The sequence below is a fragment of the Alicyclobacillus acidiphilus NBRC 100859 genome (assembly GCF_001544355.1).
Classification (GTDB): domain Bacteria; phylum Bacillota; class Bacilli; order Alicyclobacillales; family Alicyclobacillaceae; genus Alicyclobacillus; species Alicyclobacillus acidiphilus.
In genome coordinates, this window is record NZ_BCQI01000013.1 from 62,284 (window position 1) to 83,137 (window position 20,854).

The 20,854-nt window shown below is 52.4% G+C and carries 16 protein-coding genes, 3 tRNA genes and 1 pseudogene; 2 read left to right on the top strand and 18 right to left on the bottom strand.

Annotated elements, in window-relative coordinates; genetic code table 11:
- Window positions 1–37: 37 nt before the first annotated feature.
- From AAC01S_RS07240 to AAC01S_RS07315, 15 genes and pseudogenes are all read right to left on the bottom strand, one after another.
- Window positions 38–979 (bottom strand): formylglycine-generating enzyme family protein, encoded by a 942-nt coding sequence (locus AAC01S_RS07240; protein ID WP_083511598.1) that lies wholly within the window; start codon window positions 977–979, stop codon window positions 38–40.
- 75 nt (window positions 980–1,054) lie between these two features.
- A complete protein-coding gene (locus tag AAC01S_RS07245; protein WP_067620996.1) occupies window positions 1,055–1,657 on the bottom strand; it encodes a thioredoxin domain-containing protein in 603 nt (200 codons plus the stop codon).
- Between the two features lie 46 nt (window positions 1,658–1,703).
- Complete coding sequence (locus AAC01S_RS07250; protein WP_067620998.1) at window positions 1,704–3,194, bottom strand: sulfatase family protein; 1,491 nt, start codon at window positions 3,192–3,194, stop codon at window positions 1,704–1,706.
- 42 nt (window positions 3,195–3,236) lie between these two features.
- Window positions 3,237–4,082, bottom strand: coding sequence for a carbohydrate ABC transporter permease (locus AAC01S_RS07255; RefSeq protein WP_067621000.1), 846 nt, complete (start codon window positions 4,080–4,082; stop codon window positions 3,237–3,239).
- Window positions 4,079–5,032 (bottom strand): carbohydrate ABC transporter permease, encoded by a 954-nt coding sequence (locus AAC01S_RS07260; protein WP_245630116.1) that lies wholly within the window; start codon window positions 5,030–5,032, stop codon window positions 4,079–4,081. The genes AAC01S_RS07255 and AAC01S_RS07260 overlap by 4 nt, the downstream gene beginning before the upstream one ends.
- An 80-nt stretch (window positions 5,033–5,112) precedes the next feature.
- The gene (locus AAC01S_RS07265; RefSeq protein WP_169794024.1) at window positions 5,113–6,489 is read right to left on the bottom strand and encodes an extracellular solute-binding protein; all 1,377 of its coding nucleotides are present in this window, start codon (window positions 6,487–6,489) and stop codon (window positions 5,113–5,115) included.
- Window positions 6,490–6,652: 163 nt separating this feature from the next.
- Window positions 6,653–7,822, bottom strand: coding sequence for an LLM class flavin-dependent oxidoreductase (locus tag AAC01S_RS07270; RefSeq protein WP_067621003.1), 1,170 nt, complete (start codon window positions 7,820–7,822; stop codon window positions 6,653–6,655).
- Between the two features lie 34 nt (window positions 7,823–7,856).
- Window positions 7,857–9,215 carry an ABC transporter substrate-binding protein gene (locus tag AAC01S_RS07275; protein ID WP_067621004.1) on the bottom strand — a complete coding sequence of 453 codons (1,359 nt, stop codon included), beginning with the start codon at window positions 9,213–9,215 and terminating at the stop codon, window positions 7,857–7,859.
- Window positions 9,216–9,419: 204 nt separating this feature from the next.
- A complete protein-coding gene (locus AAC01S_RS07280; protein ID WP_067621009.1) occupies window positions 9,420–10,427 on the bottom strand; it encodes a DUF3231 family protein in 1,008 nt (335 codons plus the stop codon).
- A gap of 213 nt (window positions 10,428–10,640) precedes the next feature.
- Window positions 10,641–12,365: an ABC transporter substrate-binding protein gene (locus AAC01S_RS07285; protein WP_067621010.1), complete on the bottom strand. Its 1,725-nt coding sequence runs from the start codon at window positions 12,363–12,365 to the stop codon at window positions 10,641–10,643.
- A gap of 1,058 nt (window positions 12,366–13,423) precedes the next feature.
- The gene (locus tag AAC01S_RS07290; protein ID WP_157071089.1) at window positions 13,424–13,975 is read right to left on the bottom strand and encodes a hypothetical protein; all 552 of its coding nucleotides are present in this window, start codon (window positions 13,973–13,975) and stop codon (window positions 13,424–13,426) included.
- 28 nt (window positions 13,976–14,003) lie between these two features.
- Window positions 14,004–14,671: pseudogene (locus AAC01S_RS18735) on the bottom strand (IS256 family transposase).
- A gap of 286 nt (window positions 14,672–14,957) precedes the next feature.
- Window positions 14,958–15,031 (bottom strand) — tRNA-Cys (locus AAC01S_RS07305).
- 75 nt (window positions 15,032–15,106) lie between these two features.
- Window positions 15,107–15,181: transfer RNA gene (locus AAC01S_RS07310), tRNA-Gly, on the bottom strand.
- A gap of 4 nt (window positions 15,182–15,185) precedes the next feature.
- Window positions 15,186–15,261 (bottom strand) — tRNA-Phe (locus tag AAC01S_RS07315).
- A gap of 349 nt (window positions 15,262–15,610) precedes the next feature.
- On the opposite strand from AAC01S_RS07315, the gene AAC01S_RS07325 reads away from it, so the two are divergent.
- On the top strand, window positions 15,611–16,435 hold the full coding sequence (locus tag AAC01S_RS07325) for a sugar phosphate isomerase/epimerase family protein (RefSeq protein WP_067621020.1): 825 nt from the start codon (window positions 15,611–15,613) through the stop codon (window positions 16,433–16,435).
- Window positions 16,436–16,494: 59 nt separating this feature from the next.
- Here AAC01S_RS07325 and AAC01S_RS07330 read toward each other — a convergent pair whose 3' ends face one another.
- Both AAC01S_RS07330 and AAC01S_RS07335 read right to left on the bottom strand, forming a co-directional pair.
- Window positions 16,495–17,703: a macrolide family glycosyltransferase gene (locus AAC01S_RS07330; RefSeq protein ID WP_067621021.1), complete on the bottom strand. Its 1,209-nt coding sequence runs from the start codon at window positions 17,701–17,703 to the stop codon at window positions 16,495–16,497.
- 147 nt (window positions 17,704–17,850) lie between these two features.
- On the bottom strand, window positions 17,851–18,588 hold the full coding sequence (locus AAC01S_RS07335; protein WP_067621023.1) for an SDR family oxidoreductase: 738 nt from the start codon (window positions 18,586–18,588) through the stop codon (window positions 17,851–17,853).
- Between the two features lie 186 nt (window positions 18,589–18,774).
- Here AAC01S_RS07335 and AAC01S_RS07340 point away from each other — a divergent pair, with 186 nt between their 5' ends.
- Complete coding sequence (locus AAC01S_RS07340) at window positions 18,775–19,710, top strand: AraC family transcriptional regulator (protein ID WP_067621025.1); 936 nt, start codon at window positions 18,775–18,777, stop codon at window positions 19,708–19,710.
- Between the two features lie 35 nt (window positions 19,711–19,745).
- Here AAC01S_RS07340 and AAC01S_RS07345 read toward each other — a convergent pair whose 3' ends face one another.
- Complete coding sequence (locus AAC01S_RS07345) at window positions 19,746–20,684, bottom strand: AraC family transcriptional regulator (RefSeq protein ID WP_370670816.1); 939 nt, start codon at window positions 20,682–20,684, stop codon at window positions 19,746–19,748.
- Between the last annotated feature and the right edge of the window lie 170 nt (window positions 20,685–20,854).

Consider the following 20,854-nt stretch of genomic DNA (forward strand, 5'->3'; position numbering starts at 1 on the left):
ATCCAGGTCCAACCTACGTGAGGCCAGATGCCTTCATCTAGATGTCCTTCACGCAGCGAAAGCCAATATTTCCCGTGCTGCTGTCCGGAGTATTGGAACTGCGTGCCGCCACGCGATATCGATTGCAATATGAGTGATGGCACAGATGGGATCCGCCCTTCGTCACTCTCGCGACGCCGTGATCGGGCCCTGTCGGATTCTCCCTAGGCCCATGGACGTGAAATGTTGCGCTAAACCAGTCGGCGCACCATTCCCATACGTTTCCGCAGACGTTGTACAGCCCATAGCCATTGGGCTGGAACGATTTTGCGGGCGCTGTTCCAAGGTACCCATCCGATCCGTCGTTCGTTTGAGGAAACTCACCTTGCCAAATGTTGCACATATGCTCTCCGTTTGGCGTCAATTCGTTTCCCCAGGCAAACTTCCGCCGCTCCAGTCCGCCCCTGGCGGCGTATTCCCATTCCGCTTCTGTCGGCAGCCGCTTGCCTGCCCAGTTGCAATAGGCCATCGCGTCATTCCAGGATACGTGAACCACTGGATGGTCCATTCGATTCGCGATGTCGGAGTCCGGCCCGTCTGGATGCCGCCAATCTGCTCCGTCCACGCGCCACCACCAAGGAGCATTCTGAACGACTTGGCTCACGCGCTTTGACACCCCGGATGAGACAAACTGATAGAACACGAACGACCATCCGAACCGTTCCGCCTCCGTTTGATAGCCCGTGTCCTCGACAAACTGCAGAAATTCGCGATTTGTCACGGCGCATGCATCGATATAAAACGACTTCACAGCGACTTTCCGAACAGGCCCCTCCCCATCCCTCGGGAAGCCTTCTCCATCCTCCGCGCCCATCCAAAACTCACCGGATGGAATGAGAACCATGCCTTCGTAATGATCGTCGATCCGCTGAGATGAACGCGGAATCGGGGCTCGCGCCACAGGTTCATTTGTCTCGACCAAATACGGCTTGCCTGGCATACAGCAAGGGCACTGATTTTCCACAGTAACACTCCTCTCTGCTCCACACAGGGCAATTGTAAAAATTCGCTTACTTTACGTCCCACTGAACGCCTTCAGCCAAACGGGCAGAGTGTGTTCCCCGTGCAACATGTCCAAGCTGTTATCACGGTTGATCACCAAGGTCGGATAGGTGTATGGAACATACTTGGACTGATTGGGATCGAGCAAATAATAGACTTGAAACGACTTCAAGTGAAATGCCTGCAACTCCTGCTGCTCGAGGTGAACAGCCTCGTTCAACGTGGTACCCGGCTTAAATCCCATACTGACGATCAGCGGTTTTTGCACCAACTTGCTCCAGTTCCGGTTCAACAGGACAAGTGTCCGCTGGCAATGTGGACACCAATACGCCTCGAACAACAAAGGATCCTTCGACGCGTCGAGGGTTATTTTGCGCCCCGACGCGTCGTATACGGCGACGTGATCGTAGATCGCCGGATTCGCTTGCGTTGGATCAAATGTGGAAACAGGCTGAACCCTGTCCAACGTGAGTTCATTTCGAAACGGAAGATTGGCCGAACTGGAAGTTCGGGCAACCCCCACCAATTCGGAAACGGATCGCCATCCAAGAACAATGAAGCCTACCGCCAGCACGACGACGAATCCAACCGTACGTATACGGTACCCGGTGCGCATATACGCCACTCCTTACACGCCGCATGGCCCCTTGATTGGGGCACAATCATCGGACTCTGCCTGTTGCTTCATCAACCGGAAACGCCTCTGGGTGTCTCGCCATCAAGTCCTCCGCCGCCCATTCACGTCCCGTTTGGCGCAAAAATTCGACATACGATCGCGCATGTTCCGGACGGGCGTGATGGGGTCCGCCTTCGTGAATCACTGTCCACAGCGGATCGACATCGTGTTTCATGGAGAACATCATGTCATCGTGCCATTGATTCAGGTAATAGACTGCCTCTTGGCAGATATCGCGGCGTGATTCGGCCAGGTTGTGTTGTTCAAAAGGGTCGTCGGCCAGATTAAACAACATCTCCTTGGGGAACGGATGAAATCCATCGTGGTAGGTTCGCACGTACAACCAACGGTCGAAGCGGACGCTTCGCTGGCAAACGTGCGCACATTGAGAAATGACCAAGAAATCGCGACCACTCTCGTCGGCATTGCGCAAGACCGGCGCGTAGCTTTTTCCATCCCACGACGGTGCGGGAGCAACGCCGAACATCTCCGCCAACGTCGGACCAAGGTCTAAGTGGTAGTGGAGACCCTCGTCCACGTGCCCGCGAGCTTGGCCAGGCCAGCGAACGACCATCGGAATCCTGCATGTCGCTTGATCCGCCGTTCCGTGCTCGCCATAAATGCCGAGTTCACCTTGGTTCTCGCCGTGATCGGCCGTGATCACGACGATCACGTCGTCGAGTACCCCTTTTGACCTGAGAGCGGCGAGAATGGTGCCGATTTGATCGTCCACATAACGGATGCCGCAGTCGTACCCGTCAATCATTCTCCGCAGCCCTTCCCTACCGAGAATCTCTCCCGGGTGCCTTGGGTACTGCGGATGCTCCTGGTTGTCATACATGTTGATTTCATGTGGGCCATGCGGACCATAGGAATTGAGGTGCGATTGGAGCACCTGCTCCGTCAGCCATTCCGGCAGCGGATCGTTCTCAAATGGGTTCCCATATTCAAGAGGCACGCGATAAGGCGTATGCGCGTCCCAGTAGTTGACATAGAGGCACCAATTGTCCTTTATCGCGTTGTCATCAATCCACTTGAGGACGGTCGGCGTCACTTCCTCGGCAGACTCCATACCGCTTCGGCCGGTATTGTAAATCTCGTTGAATCCAGCGTAGAACGTCCATGACGAGTGCCGTTCCGCAAACGGACTCACCAATACCGTCTTAAAACCGACTCGTCGTAAAAATGCGGGCAGACTCTGGAACGCGAGCGTATCTTTGAACCCTCGATCCACCCCGTCGTGGCGAACGTCTGCAGCCGTTCCGCCGTGGCCCACCACCCCGTTGTGAATGCCAAAACGCCCCGTCATCAGAGCGGTTCTCGAAGGGAAACACGGCGCGTCCGAAGTGTAGTAGTTTTCAAAGCGCACACCCTGTGCGGCAATTTCGTCGATATGCGGCGACGTATTTCGATGATACCCATAGCATCCCAAATGATCGGGGCGCACAGAATCCAAATCGAAAACCAACATCCTCATCATGATCACCTCAGCGAGATTGATAGGAGTGCCGTTCGAGCACTATTTCGAAGTCAGCACGATTCCTCTCAGCACGTATTTCTGCGCGAAAAAGAAGACCAAAATAGGAACCAGGGCGACGATGGTCGACACGCCCATCAACTGATTCCAAGGCGTGCAGTCGCAACTGCTGGTGAAGGCGGATAATCCGAGAGACAAGGTGTACTTGGAATTGCTGTTGATGTAAATCAGCGGGCCGAGAAAATCGTTCCAGGCCGCCTGAAAATGAAAGATAAACGCGGTCGCGACAGCTGGTTTGGCGAGCGGCATGGCAATTCTCCAGTACAATCCAGGAAATCCGCAACCGTCGATTCGGGCCGCTTCAAACAATTCGTTGGGTATACCCGCAAAAAACTGCCGGAAGAGAAAAATGAGAAACGGCAGCCCAAACCAGGCAGGAACAATCAGCGGATAGTAGGTATCGATCCAACCTAGGTGCTTAAATAATAGATACTGTGGGATCATCACCACAGCATAGGGGATCATCAACCCACTCAATACGCAGACAAACAGGATGTTCTTCCCGCGAAACCGCAGCCTGGCAAATGCGAAGCCAGCCAAAGACGAAGACAGGACGCCGCCGATCGACGATAGAACTGCGATACACGCGGTATTGAAGAAATAACGAACAAACGGCAGGACCGTTAGTCCCTTCAAGTATCCTTCGAGCGTGAATGGATGCGGCATCAAGCTTGGCGGATATTGCGAAATCTGATTGTTGCTCTGCAGGGATGCCGACAGCATCCAGATGGCCGGGAAGACCATAATCAAGGCGCCAACGACAGTCACAAGGATCATGACCCACCGCGCAATCGGTTTTCGCGCAGAGATCGCCGGATTCCCTCTCATGACTCCGTACCTCCCCCGTAATAGACCCACCGAGCGGATGTTTTAAAGATGGCCGCGGTGAGGGCGAGAATGACAAGGAACATAATCCACGCTTCCGCAGACGCCATCCCCATATGGAACGATTGAAACGCGTTTTGGTAGATTGACAGCGAGTACAGATATGTAGCGTAGTCCGGACCGCCGTCCGTCATCATGTACGCTTGCACAAACGTTTGAAACGCGCCGATGAGACCGAGAATCAGATTCAACAGGATTTGCGGCGAAAGCATCGGGAGCGTGATGTGCCGAAGCTTCGTGAACAATCTCGCTCCATCGATATCCGCTGCCTCGTACAGTTCATCCGGAATCGACTGCAACCCGGCGAGGAAAATCAGCATCGACGATCCGATGCTCCAAACACTCATGATGATGAGACCGCTCAGCGCCCAACGCGGATCGCTCAACCATTGCGGACCATTGATGCCAAACAGTTGATGCAGTGCGGCATCGAGAACACCGGTCCGCGGAACGAACAAGAACATCCACAACATCGACGTCGCCGCCATAGGTAGGACATTGGGGATATAGTACAGAGTTCGCAACACTTTCATGCCTGGAATTCGGAGGTTCAAGAGCATGGCGACCAAGAGTCCGAGCACCAGTTGAATGACAACTGTTGCGATTGCATAAATCACAGTGACCCGAACAGACGTCCAAAACAATGGGCTGTGGAAGAGAAATGTGTAGTTTTGGAATCCAATAAATGTGGGAGGAGACAGCACGCTGTAGTTGGTCAAACTGTAGTACGCGGATGCAATCATCGGATAAACCGTCAGAACGGCAAATCCAACCAACCACGGAGAAATGAAGAGGAGAAACCACCGCGCCTCCAATCTCCGCTGCAAGCCCGCTCGTACCCTTTTTCGGCTGACTGGTCTAACGCCAGTTTCGACCGACATTCCCACTCTCATCACCTACCTCACAGGATAGGCGGTCACAGCCGCCTATCCCGATTCATGTTGTTTACAATTCTGCGCGAGCTCCAAGCGGGTTACGGCTGAAGATACTGTTGCCACGCGTTTTGCAGATTTTGCAGTCCCTTGGTGGCGCTCTCCTGACCGTTCCAAACAGGCGCCATCACCTGTGTATAGGCATTGGCGAAGTCCGTAGAATCGTTGATCAGGTTGGATGGATCGGGAATATCTTTCTTCAGGCCGCCTTCAAACACGTTCGTGAATGCAGTGCGACTCATATCGATTCCCGGAATACTAAACACCTCGTTCTCCCATTTCTTGAAATCAGCCGCGTTTCCTAACGGAGGATTGTCTTTCGCCAGTGTGATGAGCTCCTGCTGTCCGGGACCAAATATCGCATATTCAAGCAGCTCGGCTGCCAGTTTCGGGTTGGCGCTCGATCTCGACACATAAAACGCGTTGTCCTCTCGCTGCGCGGTATCCACACCTTTTGGCCCGTATGGGAATGGAGCGATCGCCCATTTGAACGTTGGTTTCGCCACAGCAGCCTGTCGCTCCAACCAACCGCCTGCCACAACATCCATCCCAATCTTTCCGGTAAAGAACGGATTGCCGAGCGCAGACATCGCGGTTTGCTGACCCATCGACGGCGACACATGATATTTGTTCATCAGGTTCGCGAGCCAAGTGGTCGATTGAACCATGCCTGAAGTCGTGGCATAGGTCGCTGTCACAGGTGTGCCTTTGTACGCGCTTGAATCTTGCGGCCCTCCCTTGTCGTTGAATGGGTCAGCCCCCCATAGCCAAGCGAACGAACCAAACGCAAACGAGCTTGGACTAAACAACGCCCCCCAGACGGCCGTTTTCGGATTGGACACGTTGTGGGACAGTTTTTTGGCGTCATTGAGCACCGTTGTCAGATTCCATGACTTGTCGCTCCAATTCGTTGGTGGCAGGGGCACTTTGTACTTTTTAAAGAGATCGACGTTATAGACAATGAAATTTGGATTGCTGTTCCACGGAACGCCGACGACTTCTCCTTGATAGGAGAACTCCGTCTTGTAACTGGCAGGAATCTTGGTCAAGTCGCCTGCTGCTTTCAAGTAGGGTGTCAAGTTGAGCGCCAAATTGTGACTCGTAATGGTATAGACCCCAGTATTCTGCCAATCGGTGAACACATCCGGAGTTTGATTCGAGGCGACAAGCGTGAGCAGTTTTTGTCCGTACGCCGTACTGCCTGGCGTGATCAGCTTGATGGTAACACCTGGGTGCGCCTTTTCAAATCCTTTGACGACAGCGTTCCCCCAACTATCAATCAAAGGGTCTTCTGGCAGCATCCAGGTCAAAGTCGTCGTTGTGGCGGCTTGAGCCGTGATCGTTCCAAACGGGACAACAAGTCCAGCTGAAAGCATTCCGGCAGTTGAAACCAGTATCGCCCTGACGGAGGTTTTCATCTTGATCAACATCCCTTTCCAAGTATGTACCCACGACAAAAAGAGGCGCCCAAATGCCCACATGCGTGAGCATTTGAGAGCCTCCAGTTGTCCGGTCGACCCAACATATTCAACTAAGACGCAGTGTAACACGAAAACCAAGTATGTCAATGTGAATTTCTGCTTACCGCAGAGACCCAGACACCCTGGCGGCACGTTGGCGAATCTTATCTTCGAATACCGGCAGAAGCAATTGACCCGTCGTTGTGACCTCCTCCAAATGTGGATAGCTGGACAGGATGAAAGCCGATATGCCAATGTCGACAAATTCAATCAACCGATCCGCCACTTCATCCGGTGTGCCGACAAACATCAGCGCCCCGCCTCCGCGTATGGCCGAAAGTCCCGCCCACAAATTCGGTCCGACAATGCCATCCGTCTGCTCCGACATGTCGCGCAGCTGATTCTGCCGTTTCTGGTTGGTCGCGTCCGTCTTGTTATGGTACGACTTGGCCATCGCGTAACTGGCGGGATCGGCCCGACTCACGATATTCCGGGCCGCTTGCCAAGCTTCTTCGGCAGTCTCCCGAACCAATACCTGCGCGCGGAGGCCGTAACGGATCGCCCTCGCTTGCCCCGTGCGCTCGCTCTCGACCCTGCGCAGGTCTTCCATTTCTTGAATTTGTTCTTTGATCCACTCCAACGGCTCAGCCCACATCAGGTAGACATCCGCGACTTTTGACGCAACGCGTTTCCCTGCGGGCGAACTGCCGCCAAAATACAGCGGAGGATGCGGGCGTTGCACAGGGGCAGGATAACTGGCCACGGACTCCACCTGGTAGTACTCCCCTTCAAACTTGACGCGATCGCCAGCAAAATAGTTTTTGCCGTTGTCGATCGATTTCTCCCATACATTCTTGACGACTTGAACGAACTCCAGGGTGCGATCGTAACGGGCGTCATGATTGTCATGCAGCGGATCGCCCATCGCTTTCAGGTCGATCGCGCTGTCCCCCGTCACGACGTTGATCAGCGCCCGACCGTTCGATATATAGTCGAGAGATCCCGCCATTCTTGCGGCCAAAACGGGTGATATGAACCCCGGCCTCATGGCCACCAACGGCTTGAACGTTTTGGTCCTTGCAACGATGGCCCCCGCAAGAACCCATCCATCGATACAAGTGCTCCCCGTTGGAATGAGTGCAAATGTGAATCCTGCTGCTTCAGCAGCTTGGGCAACATCGATCATATAATCCAGCGTAGCTTCGCGCTCTGGCGGCACACCGATGTATGGTCCATCTCCGGACGTCGGGATAAACCAGCCAAACTCGATCTCTTCGTTCGTCACTGACATATCGATCTCTCCTCCATTCTTCCGCAACTGCGAATTATTGAAGCACTTGCTGCCAGGCGCTTTGGACAGCTTGCAATCCTTGTTTCGCGGATTCGCGGCCAATCCATACCGGACTCATCAATTGCGTGAACGGATCGCCGAAATCGGACGAATCGTTGAGCAAGTTTGTGGGATCTGGGAAGTCTCGGTTCACGCCTCCTTCAAACACTTGTTCAAAGACACTATTTTTCATAGAGAAGCCAGCAATTTTGTCGACTCCGGCCACCCACTCTTCAAGATATTTGGGGTTGGTATTCGGCGGATCGATCTTCCCCACCTTCACCAACTGCTGCGCTCCCCACCCGGTCGTGGCAAAGACCATGAAGCGAAAAGCCGCGTCGGCGTGTTTACTGGTCGACGAGAGATAAAAGGCATTATCCTCACGCTGTGCGGTGTCTGCTCCACCCGGACCGTACGGGATGGGGACAATACCCCATTTGAACTTGGGTTGGAACTGCGCCGCCTGGCGCCATACCCACCCCGCAACTTCTGAGATGGCAATGTGTCCGGAGAAAAACGCGTTCCCGGTGGTTGACATCGCTGTCAAGGTGCCTTGGTCCGGCATGACGTGGTCTTTTAAACTTAGATCAGCCAGCCACTGCATAGCCTCCACTTCTTTTGGCTGGGTGGCATAAGTCTGGGTCAAAGCCCCTCCTCGGTATGCGGCAGTGTATGTAGGGCCCCCCTTGTTGTTGAGCGGATCGACACCCCACAACCATCCCAACGACCCTATCGATCCCGGCGTCAAATCCACACCCCAGTCGCTGGTCTTCGGGTTGGAAGTCAGATGCGTCAACTTTTTCGCGTCGGCCAGCAACTTGTTCAGTGTCCAAGACTTATCGGTCCAACTCGTCGTAGGCAGCGGAACGTGATATTTGTTAAACAGCGTTTCGTTGTACGCGATGAATGTCGGGTTGCTCAACCAGGGAAGTCCGTAAAGATGGTTGTCCTCCGTGTACTCCTTTTTGTAGGTCGCTGGAATAAAACTGCTCGATATCTTGTCGGCCTTAAAAAACGGATTCAGATCTTGGGCCAAATGATGGGATATAATTGTATAAACGCCCGTATTGGCCCAGTCGGTGAAGATGTCCGGAGTCTGCCCGGCAGCGACCATCGTCAACAATTTTTCATTGTAGGCGGTACTCCCAGGCGTAATCACATCGATTTTGATACCTGGATTCTCTTTTTCATACTGGGTTGCGACCGTGTGGGCATAAGCGTCTACTTCAGTATCCGTAGGAAGAAGCCAGGTGATTGTAATCGTTGAACTCGCGTGCACCATAGGCGCGCTCAAAAGTGCGATGGACAAGGATGCCGCCATTCCATGACTCGCTCTAGTCATCCATTTCTTCATGTTTTCTTCTTGCCCCCTTCAGATTCATCGATCTCAAGTTTGACCCGTCACAAAACAAAAGACCCCCGAAGTACGCGGCAACCACGTACTTCGGGAGTCTCTAGACGTCCAGTCGACTCCTGTTACATACAGGAGACTAAGGTATTATGCAAAGTATGTCAATAGGAATTCGCAACATTCCTTCAAATCGCGAAAATCAACATTTCACGCCTGTATCAATTTGTTCCGTTCTTCCATTTGTGGTGGTTCCTCCATCCATCCGTTTCGAATCATCAACTTCGCACCTTCGTGAGCATATTCAAAGACATCTTTCATAAATACCGTGATCTTTGCGGACAAATCGTTCCGTAAACTGAATGCGGTCCCTAGCGAGTTTCCTCCCATGGAAAAACTGCAGAAGAGACTCACACAATACATCATCAATTTATCGGAAAACGGTGCAACCGTGGATCGCGTCGCGTTTCCTCCCCAACTGGAAGGCGTCTCTATCCCACATTCGAGCAACACTTCACTCAGTTCCTTGATGATCGACTTCGCCAATTCGGTTCCTTCCGAGAAGAACTTCCTAACTTCCGGAGAGTTCGCACACTGTGCAAAGCCCATGATCAGATGCATGCCCGTCACATTGGACTCAATCGCGTGAAACAGATGCGCCACTTCAATGGTATTCAGGCTTCTTTTCTTCGCAAATGGATTCAGTCCGCCCAGGTATTGGGTACTTTCAACAAATTCAATGGATGTTGGCATGGACACCGCTGGGGAACGAGCCAGCAAGCCTCGTTGCATCAAATATTGCGTGCACGCGTTGTAACATTCTTGAGTAATTGCGGTTAACTCCTTGTAGAGTATCACGAGGTCTTCTCGATAAGACATTCCGATATTGAGCGTGTGCATACCCATACTGATTTGTTTGACGAGACGGAGAAGCATGATATCGAACCCGTTGTCGTAGAGCTTGGGAACGGATGGATGAACGTCCTCGGCTGTGAATCCAATCGGGATGACTGTGCCTTCGCGCCGGAATATCTGCTGTATCCGGCTCACATAGGAAGTGATCTTCCCGTATAAATCTGACATGATCTGTCTGGCACCATCGTCTTCCGCACATTTGATAAAATACTCCAACATACGCAAGAGCATCGTCTTCTGCTGATAAGTAATCCACAATGTGCCGAGTTCTGAAGACGTGATGGGTGCTGTTCTCTCCGACATTCACTCGCCTCCATTTCACAGATACGCCGTAGTTTTCCACCAGCGAGATCGATCATACTCATTTTTCGTGCACGCTCACCTTCAGGCGATGAACCAGTCACATGGACGTCTGCCGATTCCAACTGCCGGTAAAAGACAAAAAACTCGTCGAGGCATGAGAGCCCCAACGAGTTCATTGGCTACAACGTGCATTTTGCAAGACCGATGTAACAGTTAGTTCGAAAGTGTCCAGTCCGGACCAACTGGCCAAGCGCCCATTGGACCAAAGTATTTGCTGGGAATATGGACCCGTTTGTTGTAAACCTGCACATCCAGATAATCGAACAGGAAGACAATCGGCAACTGTTGATTGACAAACTTGTTGAAAGCCTGGAATTGCTTGCCTCGTCCCGCTTGCGTGAAGTCAGACGGCAATGCCCAAGTATTTTTGATGAGCTTGTCGATCTCCGGGTTCGAATAATGCCAGAAGTTCCCTGCATCGTGTGTTCCCCATGTCCCTCGTGGATCTGGATCAGGACCTAATTCATTGCCCATCAACCACATGTCGATGCCAGGGGCATCGTTCTGCAGTTGCGAAATGAGCGTGTCAAAGTCAATCGGGTTGTTCAATTCAACATCCAGGCCAACTGCCCGCAAATCCTGCCGAATTGCCGTAGCCTCAGTGCTCTCGGTCGGATTGCCAGATACCACCGCCATGTGAAGCACAAGCGTTTTACCCGTCTTCGGATCGATCCGCCATTGGCCTTTCTTCACATACCCCGCCGCGTTCAACAACTGCTCTGCCTTGCTGGGGTTATATTTATACTGATTGAGCTCACTCTCTGGCGTGCTGGCCCAGCTGTAACTGTCAGGCGTCGGCGAGTTGGTCGGAACCACCATGTTATGGAAAATACCTTTGATGATCGCGTTTCGGTTTATCGCATAAGCGATAGCCTGACGAACACGAACGTCCGAGAAGTACGATTTTTTGTCATCCAAACCCAAAAACGCGTACTCGGTACTCGGCATCGTGGTTTCGACGATGTTGGGATCACTCTTCATCTTAATTTTGTCGTTCGAGGTGATGCCGTTGATGGCAAAGTCAATCTGTCCGTCCGCCATCAATGCTGGTTCAACGTCTGGACTGGTTGCTTTCAGTATCACCTTGGCAATCTTCGGCTTGCCTCGCCAGTAATACGGATTTGCCTTGAACGTATCGACAGACTGAGAGTTTGCGGAAACAGGAATATATGCGCCTGATACGACTGTCGGCAGTTTGTCGTATGACATATCCAGCCATTTCGAGAACGGTATGTTTTTGAGCACATGGTACGGCAGCGGCGTAATGCTCGCCAAATCCGCCGTAAGAAACGCAGCATCCGCCTGACTCACGTGAACCTGAAATTCCTTGTCGTTCACGATAGTAAAACCGCCTGTATCAGCGAACGATTTCGCTTGCCCCTTGAGAATTTTCGACGCACCCACGACGTTCGCCACAAGATACTCCGATTGACCTTGGATCTGCGATCCGTTGTACGCCGGAGAAGCCAAGAAATCCATGTCCAACAAGACGTCTCTTGACGTAATCGGCTGTCCGTCCGACCATTTTGCGTTCGGCTGAAGCCAGCATGTAATGGTCTTGTGATCTTTGGAGTATTGATACTTGGACACCAACCAAGGAATGACTTGAAGTTTGTTATTCACGTTTAACAGCGGATCGAACGACAATTGTGTCATGGCAGCAGTGTATCCGCTCGCGTCCATGTACGGGATAAATTCATCATTCCATGGCGTACCCTGAGCGACGACCAGTGTGTCACCGTTCGACGTTACGCTGGCAGCACCAGTGGATGAGTTTTGGTCTGTCGGCTCTACGCTGTTGTTGGCACAGCCAGCAAGCAGCAACGAAGTCGTCGCTACAACTGCAAAACTGGTCAATACGACCTTCTTCTTTTTCATGTAAAAGCCCCCCTTGCCAATCATAGCTACTCATGTGGAATTTCTCAGGAGCTCAAATGGAGTGTCCACACCGAGCCAGCCTATTGCTGAAACTCCACAATACCAATAGGATTTATAGATTATAATCTCCCTGCAACTCAAGGTCAAACAGGACATATCTCGAAAACTTTGCGGCCATGGCATCCTGGAGCTTGTTCGGCAGAACGATAACCAACGGGGAGTTATATGTGCGTGCCCGGCGCGGTGTTGCCGAAGACGCGGGCCACGATGCCACGCGTAAGTTCAACGTCGCGGACCGAGTGCCACATGGAGAAGTTGGCGTAAAGTAAGACCCGCTTTACACAGTGCTGTTGAACCAAGGTGCGGAGAGACAATAGTCGTATCAGCGATATTTCGCCTGATGTTCATTACAGAATATGGTAAAGTCCTGTACAGAGCGACCGTGTAGGATTGTTTGTTGTGAAGGGACGGGCGGAAAGTCCTCGAGGCATGAAGCCAGCCCATCGCATGAAGCCAGCCCATCGAAGGTGGATTTCATGCACGAGTACATCTTGAGCTTACGTCGGATCCACGCCGCTGCGATTTTGCATGAAAATACAGCACACACGGCTTGACTGTTTTCCGCAAGTGTACTGTGACGGTTGGTATGTGTAGGTGTAGAGGTGAAAGCTGGGCGAAGAATTCCTGCCGTGGTCGATTTTACCTGCTATCGTTTTCCTCTCGTGCAGTTTGGTGGATCATCTCAGAAAAGTAAATCGCGGTTCTCGATATCCCGAGAACCCGCGATTTTACTAACGCTTCACTTGGAGGCTCCAGCCGGATTCGAACCGACGGTACAGATTTTGCAAGGATAGAACGTGCTTCTCAGTGAGTCTTGTCACGTGTTAGCCAATCTGTAAAGACCCTTGACAAGTGGGCGATTATCAGGGGAATTGTATAACACGGTTAAATCGCCCCTTCACATTACGAAATTTGCGGAGTGATGATGACCGAACTGAAGAGCAAAATTCGACGCCCTCCTAGCCAATCATGACGACGAGACGGGCCTACTGTTTAATCTACTTTGTTGAATTTGATGGAGGCGCAAATCCGTTTGCGATAGCTGTGGCAGCTACACTGATCATTGCGTTGTTCAGTCCGTCGATAGCACTTTGCAAATCACTTTTAGCGGCAGCCAGTTCTTTCACCTGTTGGTCATTCAAATAATTTTTCAGTTCGCCGATGGAACTATTTAAGTATGAAGCCGCAACAGACACTTCTTCTTGGTCACCCGAATAGTGGCTTGGAACGCTCATGGTCGCTACGTCGGTGAATGTGTTCGTAAGCGTACTTTGTTGCAGACTCTGCAGTTCATTATAGGCATCCGCGTGGTCTAGACTGCCGTTGGAGACGCCAGTTATGATGCTCTTATACTGGTTCATATCCGACTCAACCTCTTTGTCAATCTGGTCAAACCTTTGCACAGCTTCTTTAGCCTCGGCCCTCTTTTGATCGGACGCAGAAGTGTGCACACTGGCAGTCGTTTTCGCAGAAGTGTCTTCACCGGAAGTCGCTTTTAATCGTGATGAGCTAGAGGTTGCCTGAACGTTAGATACTGTTGTATTGGACACGCTCCTGTGGTTCAGATTCCTGGGACCACTATACAATCCACAGACTGCGGATGAATGTGAGCCAAAACGAGCCATCCTCGCTGGTGCCAATATCAAACCCCAATACTTCACGCTCACCGGTGCCTCGCACGCCAATGGCAATCACAAATGCCATACTCTGAACTCTTCCGCCTTCTCGAACCTTTGGGAACGTTGCATCCAACCACACATACGGATACGCCCCTTCTAGCGGACGATTCTTAAAGGACTGCACCACGTCATCGAGTTCTTTGCAGATGCGGGAGACTTCGCTTTTGCTGATACCCTGATTCCCCAATGACTCAACCAATTCATCCACCTTACGCGTACTCACACCATGCACGTACGCTTCTTGGACTACGGACAGCAGAGCCTTCTCCGCCTTCCGACGAGGCTCCAGGATACTGGTGGGAAGTAGCTGTCCTTTGGAAGCTTCGGAATCTGTAAGTCAATTGTGCCAACGCGAGTATCCCATTCCCGGCTCCGATGCCCGTTGCGGCTGTTACTACGCCTCTCACTACGCTCATACCGTTGTGCACCGATCAGTGAACTGACCTCAACATCCATCACGGCTTGGGTGAGGATTTTCAGCCCTTCCTTTAGAAAATCTACATCCCCTTCTTCCAATCCGATCTTGCGAATCAAATCCAAAAGTGCGATCTTATCCATGTAAGCCATCGATGTGCCTCCTCTACTGATTGCTCGTCACTTTTAGTAGATTGCACTCGATGGCTTTTTCGTCAAGATCCATCTTCAGAATTTACACCACTACCTGAGACTCTAACGTCACGTCTTACCAACGCTTCAAAAGGACGCTGCCGAGGGTCTGGATTTGCTTCTCCGAAGGGCCGAAAAATAAGTTTCGAAACACGAAGGTTTGCAATCGGTTAGCAACTCCACTAAGGACACAAAAAGACGCGGCCCTGAAAACTCTCAGGAACCGCGTCTGGCGTGGCTTTTCACTTGGAGGCGCCAGCCGGATTCGAACCGGCGGTAAAGGTTTTGCAGACCTCTGCCTTACCACTTGGCTATGGCGCCACGTTGCGAAATCCGGAAACCCGCAAAGCCCAGTTCTACTGGTATTCCGCATGCAGGCATCCGTTTTCGCATCCTTGGAGCGGAAGACGGGATTCGAACCCGCGACCCTCGCCTTGGCAAGGCGATGCTCTACCCCTGAGCCACTTCCGCACAATGGTGGCTCGGGACGGAATCGAACCGCCGACACGAGGATTTTCAGTCCTCTGCTCTACCGACTGAGCTACCGAGCCATGTCATGAGACAACGAACAATATACTATAGTTCACGAATTGGCGCAATCCATTTATAACGTATTCGCCATGCCTGACGTCATGTACATATCGCGCATGGAAGCGTATCCCGCTCATTCAACGGCGTCTTATCCGATCACGCCGGCTGGCAACATCGTCCACTCGCATGTCATTTCGAACGCAATCCATCTTAACACAGGTCACCGAGACCTTACAAGTGTGGGTGCTTGGATCGGACTCTGTTCATTTGTAGCTCAGGTTATTGCCGAAATCATCAGAATTTCGCGCCTCAAGACGAGAGGAGCATGGTAAAATGGGCTTAAGATCACGGCGCTCAGGAGGGCATCGAATGAGATTTGCATGCATGACCGCCAATTATGTGGCACGCGAAGTTGGTTACCAAGCAAATACGGTTTCCCACGACTGGGGGATTTGCCACACTGCCACCGTGGACGCGTTCCATGGCGCGCGCTTCGAAGACAAATTTGAAGCCCTCATCTCCGATATACGCGATATTGGATTCGATGCCATTGAACTCTGGGTGGCGCATCTGGATCCGTTTCGCGCAACACCCTCGATGATCGGCCAGGCGGTGTCCATTGTTGAGCGGTATGGCGTCGAGATCATAGGGTATACGGCCGGATTTGGAACGCCTGGGGTGTCGCGCGAGGATGCTTTACGCGTATTCGAAACGGCACAGGCCATTGGAGCGAAAGTTCTCGCGCAAGGCTTCCACCCGGCGAATGGCGAACTCGTTCAAGAACTGTGCACCCGATACAACATTCGCGTGGGACTGGAGAACCATCCGGAGAAAGAGCCGCAAGAGGTGATCGAGAAGGTCAAACCTTTCTACCCATGGATCGGTTCAGCCAACGATACAGGCTGGTTCGCGACGCACGGATACGACGCGGCAAGAGCAACACGCGAACTTCGAGATGTTCTGATCCACGTGCACCTGAAGGACATTCTCGCTGTCGGCGGCCACGACACGTGCGCCCTTGGCGATGGTATCGTTGATATTCGCGGTGTCATGCAGGCATTGCAGGATATGGACTACGACGGAATCATAACCATCGAACACGAACCGATGGACCACGATCCGACCGAGGATTGCAGAACCAGCCTTCTGCGTGCGCAGCAATGGTGGTCGAAATTATCCGAAGCGCCCATCTGACGCGCTGAGCATCTGGTAAGCCCCAAACGTCGTCGCTGCGATTCTGGGAGAGCAGGGACTCATTTCATGATGCCCAAACTGTGCTTGTACGCGAAAATCTCATCGACCGCGCGTCGATATCCTCCCGCAGCACGAAATGATTCTCCAATTCTGTCACAAGCAGTTTTAAACGTCGGATCGCCTAACACGCGTTCCGCCGATTCTCTGAGGGTTGCCGCAGTGAGGTTTTCTCGAGCGAGATTGATTCCTGCGCCCAGGGCAGCGACGCGTTGGGCAATCATTGGCTGGTCCGCGGATTGAGGAAGCACCACCAGCGGCACCCCGTAATAGAGCCCTTCACTCGTGCTGTTCATTCCACCGTGCGTGATAAACAGCTTGGCGTGTCGCAGGACTTCGAGTTGCGGCACATAGTGGCGGACAATGAAATTTTCCGGAATGTCTCCCAGTTCAGTGATCTGGGTTTGGCTCCCGACAGATAGAATGACTGTATATTTCGTGTTCGCAAACGCGTCGATGCAGAGCTTGTAAAACTCGATCGCGCGATTGAACACCGTACCAAGCGATATGTAAATGAGGTTGCTTGTATCTACATGAGAAAAATCAAATTCACCCTGTGAACGCGTGGCGATGGACGGTCCGACAAACTTGTATGAATCGTCGAAGCGCTCGCCATCAGGTTGAAAGTCCCTCGACGTATACACGATGGTCAGTGGCGCAGGATTGAAGAAAACTTCATACGGTGAACCGACACGCACGTGGTATTTCGCTTCCACGTTACGGATGATCTCTTCATACTCCTGCTTCGCACGCTCGTTCTCCTCTGCTGGGAACGTGCGCGAGAGGCGATCTTGCATTTCATGAAAACTGCTTGGCTGCACCACGAAACTTGTACATGAGTTGATTGCCGGAAGCCCCAATATCTGTGCCAGCAAACGCCCGCTGCCAAACATCGCGTCGTGAATGATGTAATCAAACTGTTCTCCCCTGGTTTGGGTTTGCTCCAGCACACTTGGAATCACGACGTCAGCTGCACGCAAAAGTCCTCCGACACGGCCCCAGGGGCTGCGCCCTCCGGCAAGGAACGCCTTGAAGAATTTGTCCGCATCGTACGTGAGCACCTTCGCGCCTGTCGCCTCTACTCGATGTCGAAATGGTTCCGCTGTCAAGTAAACGACTTCTTCGCCGCGTCGGACCAGTTCTTGAACCACGCCAAGCGTAGGATTGATATGTCCTTCCGAACCGGCGTTAATGAATAAAACGCGTGCCATGATCATCCTCCTCAGCCATTGAAGTGATTCTCTGTACTGTGACACAACCATACGTCTATGGCTGGTGTTTTTGCAATCAAAATAAAATCGGACGGGTGTTCACATGGCCGTGAACACCCGTCCAAAGCTCGTTCGTCCGAAGGTGATTTAGATGAATCCGCCATTCACACGTATCGTCTGTCCCGTGATCCAGCGCGCTTTGTCGCTCACAAGCAATTCGACCACATTCGCGATATCCTCGGGTTCACCGAGCCGACCGAACGCGTTCATTTTACGAAACGAGTCGATCAACTCCGGAGATTTGCCGCCCAGAAACAACTCGGTCGCCACTTGCCCTGGCGCGATGCAGTTGATGACGATGTCCTTAGGACCGAATTCTTTGGCCAGTTGACGTGTCAACTGTTCGACCGCGCCCTTCGTCGCAGCATACACGCTGTATGTCGGGAGCATGGCTCCGGAGACAGACGTTGAGAAATTCAAGATCGTTCCGCCTGGCGACATATGTTTCATAGCTTGTTGGCAGGCAAAATACGTCCCTTTCACATTGATGGCAAAATGTCGGTCGAATACATCCTCGGTGACGTCCGCGATCGCGTAATTTTCCATGATGCCAGCATTATTCACCAAAATGTCGATACGCCCGAAGCGTGTCAATGTCTCGGAGAACAGCCTTTCGACTTCGTTTACCTTGCTGACGTCAGCTTGAATCGCCGCAGCTTCGCCGCCGAATTGCTCAATCGTCTTTACGACCTCATCCGCTTGCTCACGGCTCGAGGCATAATTGACTGCCACCCTCGCTCCGGATTTCGCCAATTGGATGGCGATTTGCCGTCCAATTCCTCGTGACGCCCCAGTCACAATCGCAACTTTCCCATCTAACGTCATCGTTGTTTCACTCCTTCACTGTCGTTTGGGCAGATCTGTCATTCGCCCGAGTTGGACCTTGCAAGCTGATTATAGAAAGCGACTGTATCGCGCCGTTAGACCAATCCTGTTCGATCCTTGCCTAATTCTCTTTCACCGCCATATACTGAGAGGAAGAAATAGACTTCCTCGATGGGAGCTGGCCGGATGAATATGATATCTGAATCACAGCGGATGGAGCACGCCTTGCGGCAATTGGCCTCCTTGATACGCCGCCATGCCCCGTCAGACGGCACACATCAGACGCACTTTCCCTCGTTGACATTGATGCGTGCGACACGATTGTCAGAGCCGCTGGAATCCGTATATATGCCGTCCATTTGCGTCGTGGCTCAAGGGGCGAAAGTGGCCACGCTAGCTGGAGAAACCTACAGGTACGATCCGCTGAGTTACCTGGTCACTTCCGTAGAATTGCCCATCAGCGGAAGAATTGTGGAAGCTTCACCCAGTGTCCCGTATTTAAGCTTAAAACTCAACTTTGACACCGATGTCATTTTGGATATCGTTCAAGAGATGAACCATGCGCATTGTGCTCCGGCAGAGGCTTGCCGCGGGATAACCGTTAACAAAATGTCGATCCCGTTGCTCGAATCCCTCGTTCGGCTCATGGAACTGCTCAACGCGCCGGAGGATGTTCCGATTCTCGCGCCGCTCGTTGTTCGCGAGATTCTCTATCGAGTGCTTCAAGGCGAACAAGGCGCACTCATCCGCCAATTTGCCATCATCGGAAGTCATGCGCACAAAATCGCTCAAGCGATTCAATTGATCAATCGACAATTCGACCGTCGAATCGCGATCGAGGAGCTTGCGGAGTCCGTGAACCTAAGCACGTCGGCGTTCTACAAGCATTTCAAGCGTGTAACCGCAATGAGTCCACTGCAATACCAGAAAACTGTCCGTTTGCAAGAAGCGAGACGTTTGATGCTTGTGGAAAACGTTCAAGCCTCGGAAGCCGCCTTCCGCGTGGGCTATGAGAGCCCATCCCAGTTCAGCCGGGAATATGCCCGTATGTATGGGCGGCCGCCGATGTTGGATATTCAAGAGTTGCGAGGCTCAATTGGTAGCACCAACGAGTTCGGGTGAAAACGCGACGTGATCGATCCACACCGATCTCCCATTTACGTGTTTGCCGCCAGCAGCGTCATGCGAAGCCGCTTGATGTCACTGATTGGCGGCAGTCCGAAAAGGCGCGCGTATTCGCGGCTGAACTGCGAAGGGCTGTCGTACCCGACGCGATAGGCGACTTCAGCGGCATCTATCGCTTGCGACAGCAAAAGGCGACGCGCTTCCTGCAGCCGCAGACTTTTCTGATATTGCAATGGGCTCATCGCTGTGACGTCCTTGAAGTGGCGGTGCAGCGACGAAGGGCTCATGTGCGCCAACGTAGCCAACTCTTCAATTCGCAGGGGCTGCGCATAGTCCCTCTTGATTTTGCGGATCACCTCCGCGATACGGTTCGAATTGCTCCCGGCAATCGCGATCTGCCGCAACGACTCCCCTTGGTTTTCAAGCAGGACGCGATACAACATCTCACGGGTGAACAGCGGCGCAAGCACTGGGATATCTCGAGGCGTCTCCAATAGCCGAACAAGCCGAACCGCGGCATCCAATAAGGGCTGGCTCGTCTTGCTGACAAAGAGCCCTCTGCGCGTATCCCCCGCTGCCTTGGACGTGACATCCGTTGCTCGAATCAAGTCGATGACCTGCTGAGGATCGATTTCCATGCGCAGACACAGGTATGGCGCCTCTGGAGAAGCCTCAACCACCTCTCCGGAAATCGGCAAGTCGACTGAGATCACCAGGTAGTCGGATGGGCCATACATGTAACTTTCGCCAGCCAACATTTTCACTTTTTTCCCCTGGACCACGATGCACAGCGACGGCTCATCCACGGTATGAATAGGCAATGTGGTATGCGATCTCCGAATCAGCTGAAGCGACGGTATGGCTGTGCTGTGAATGCCGTCCTGCCCACACAATCGGTCAATGAGCTCGACCAGTTCCTCTCGCTTCTGCTCGGTGTCATGTAACGCGCGATCAGCGGCGCTCAAGCGGATCCCTCCTTCATGAACGGGGCTAGTTGCATCATAAACACTGTGATTCATTTTTACAATCGACGCTGGAGGATTAGGCAATCATCTGAAAGGAATCGACTATCTGTTGCCGTCGTGATCGACCGATAATACACCTGCCGCCTGTTGATCCGGTTCGGTCTCACTTCGGTCTC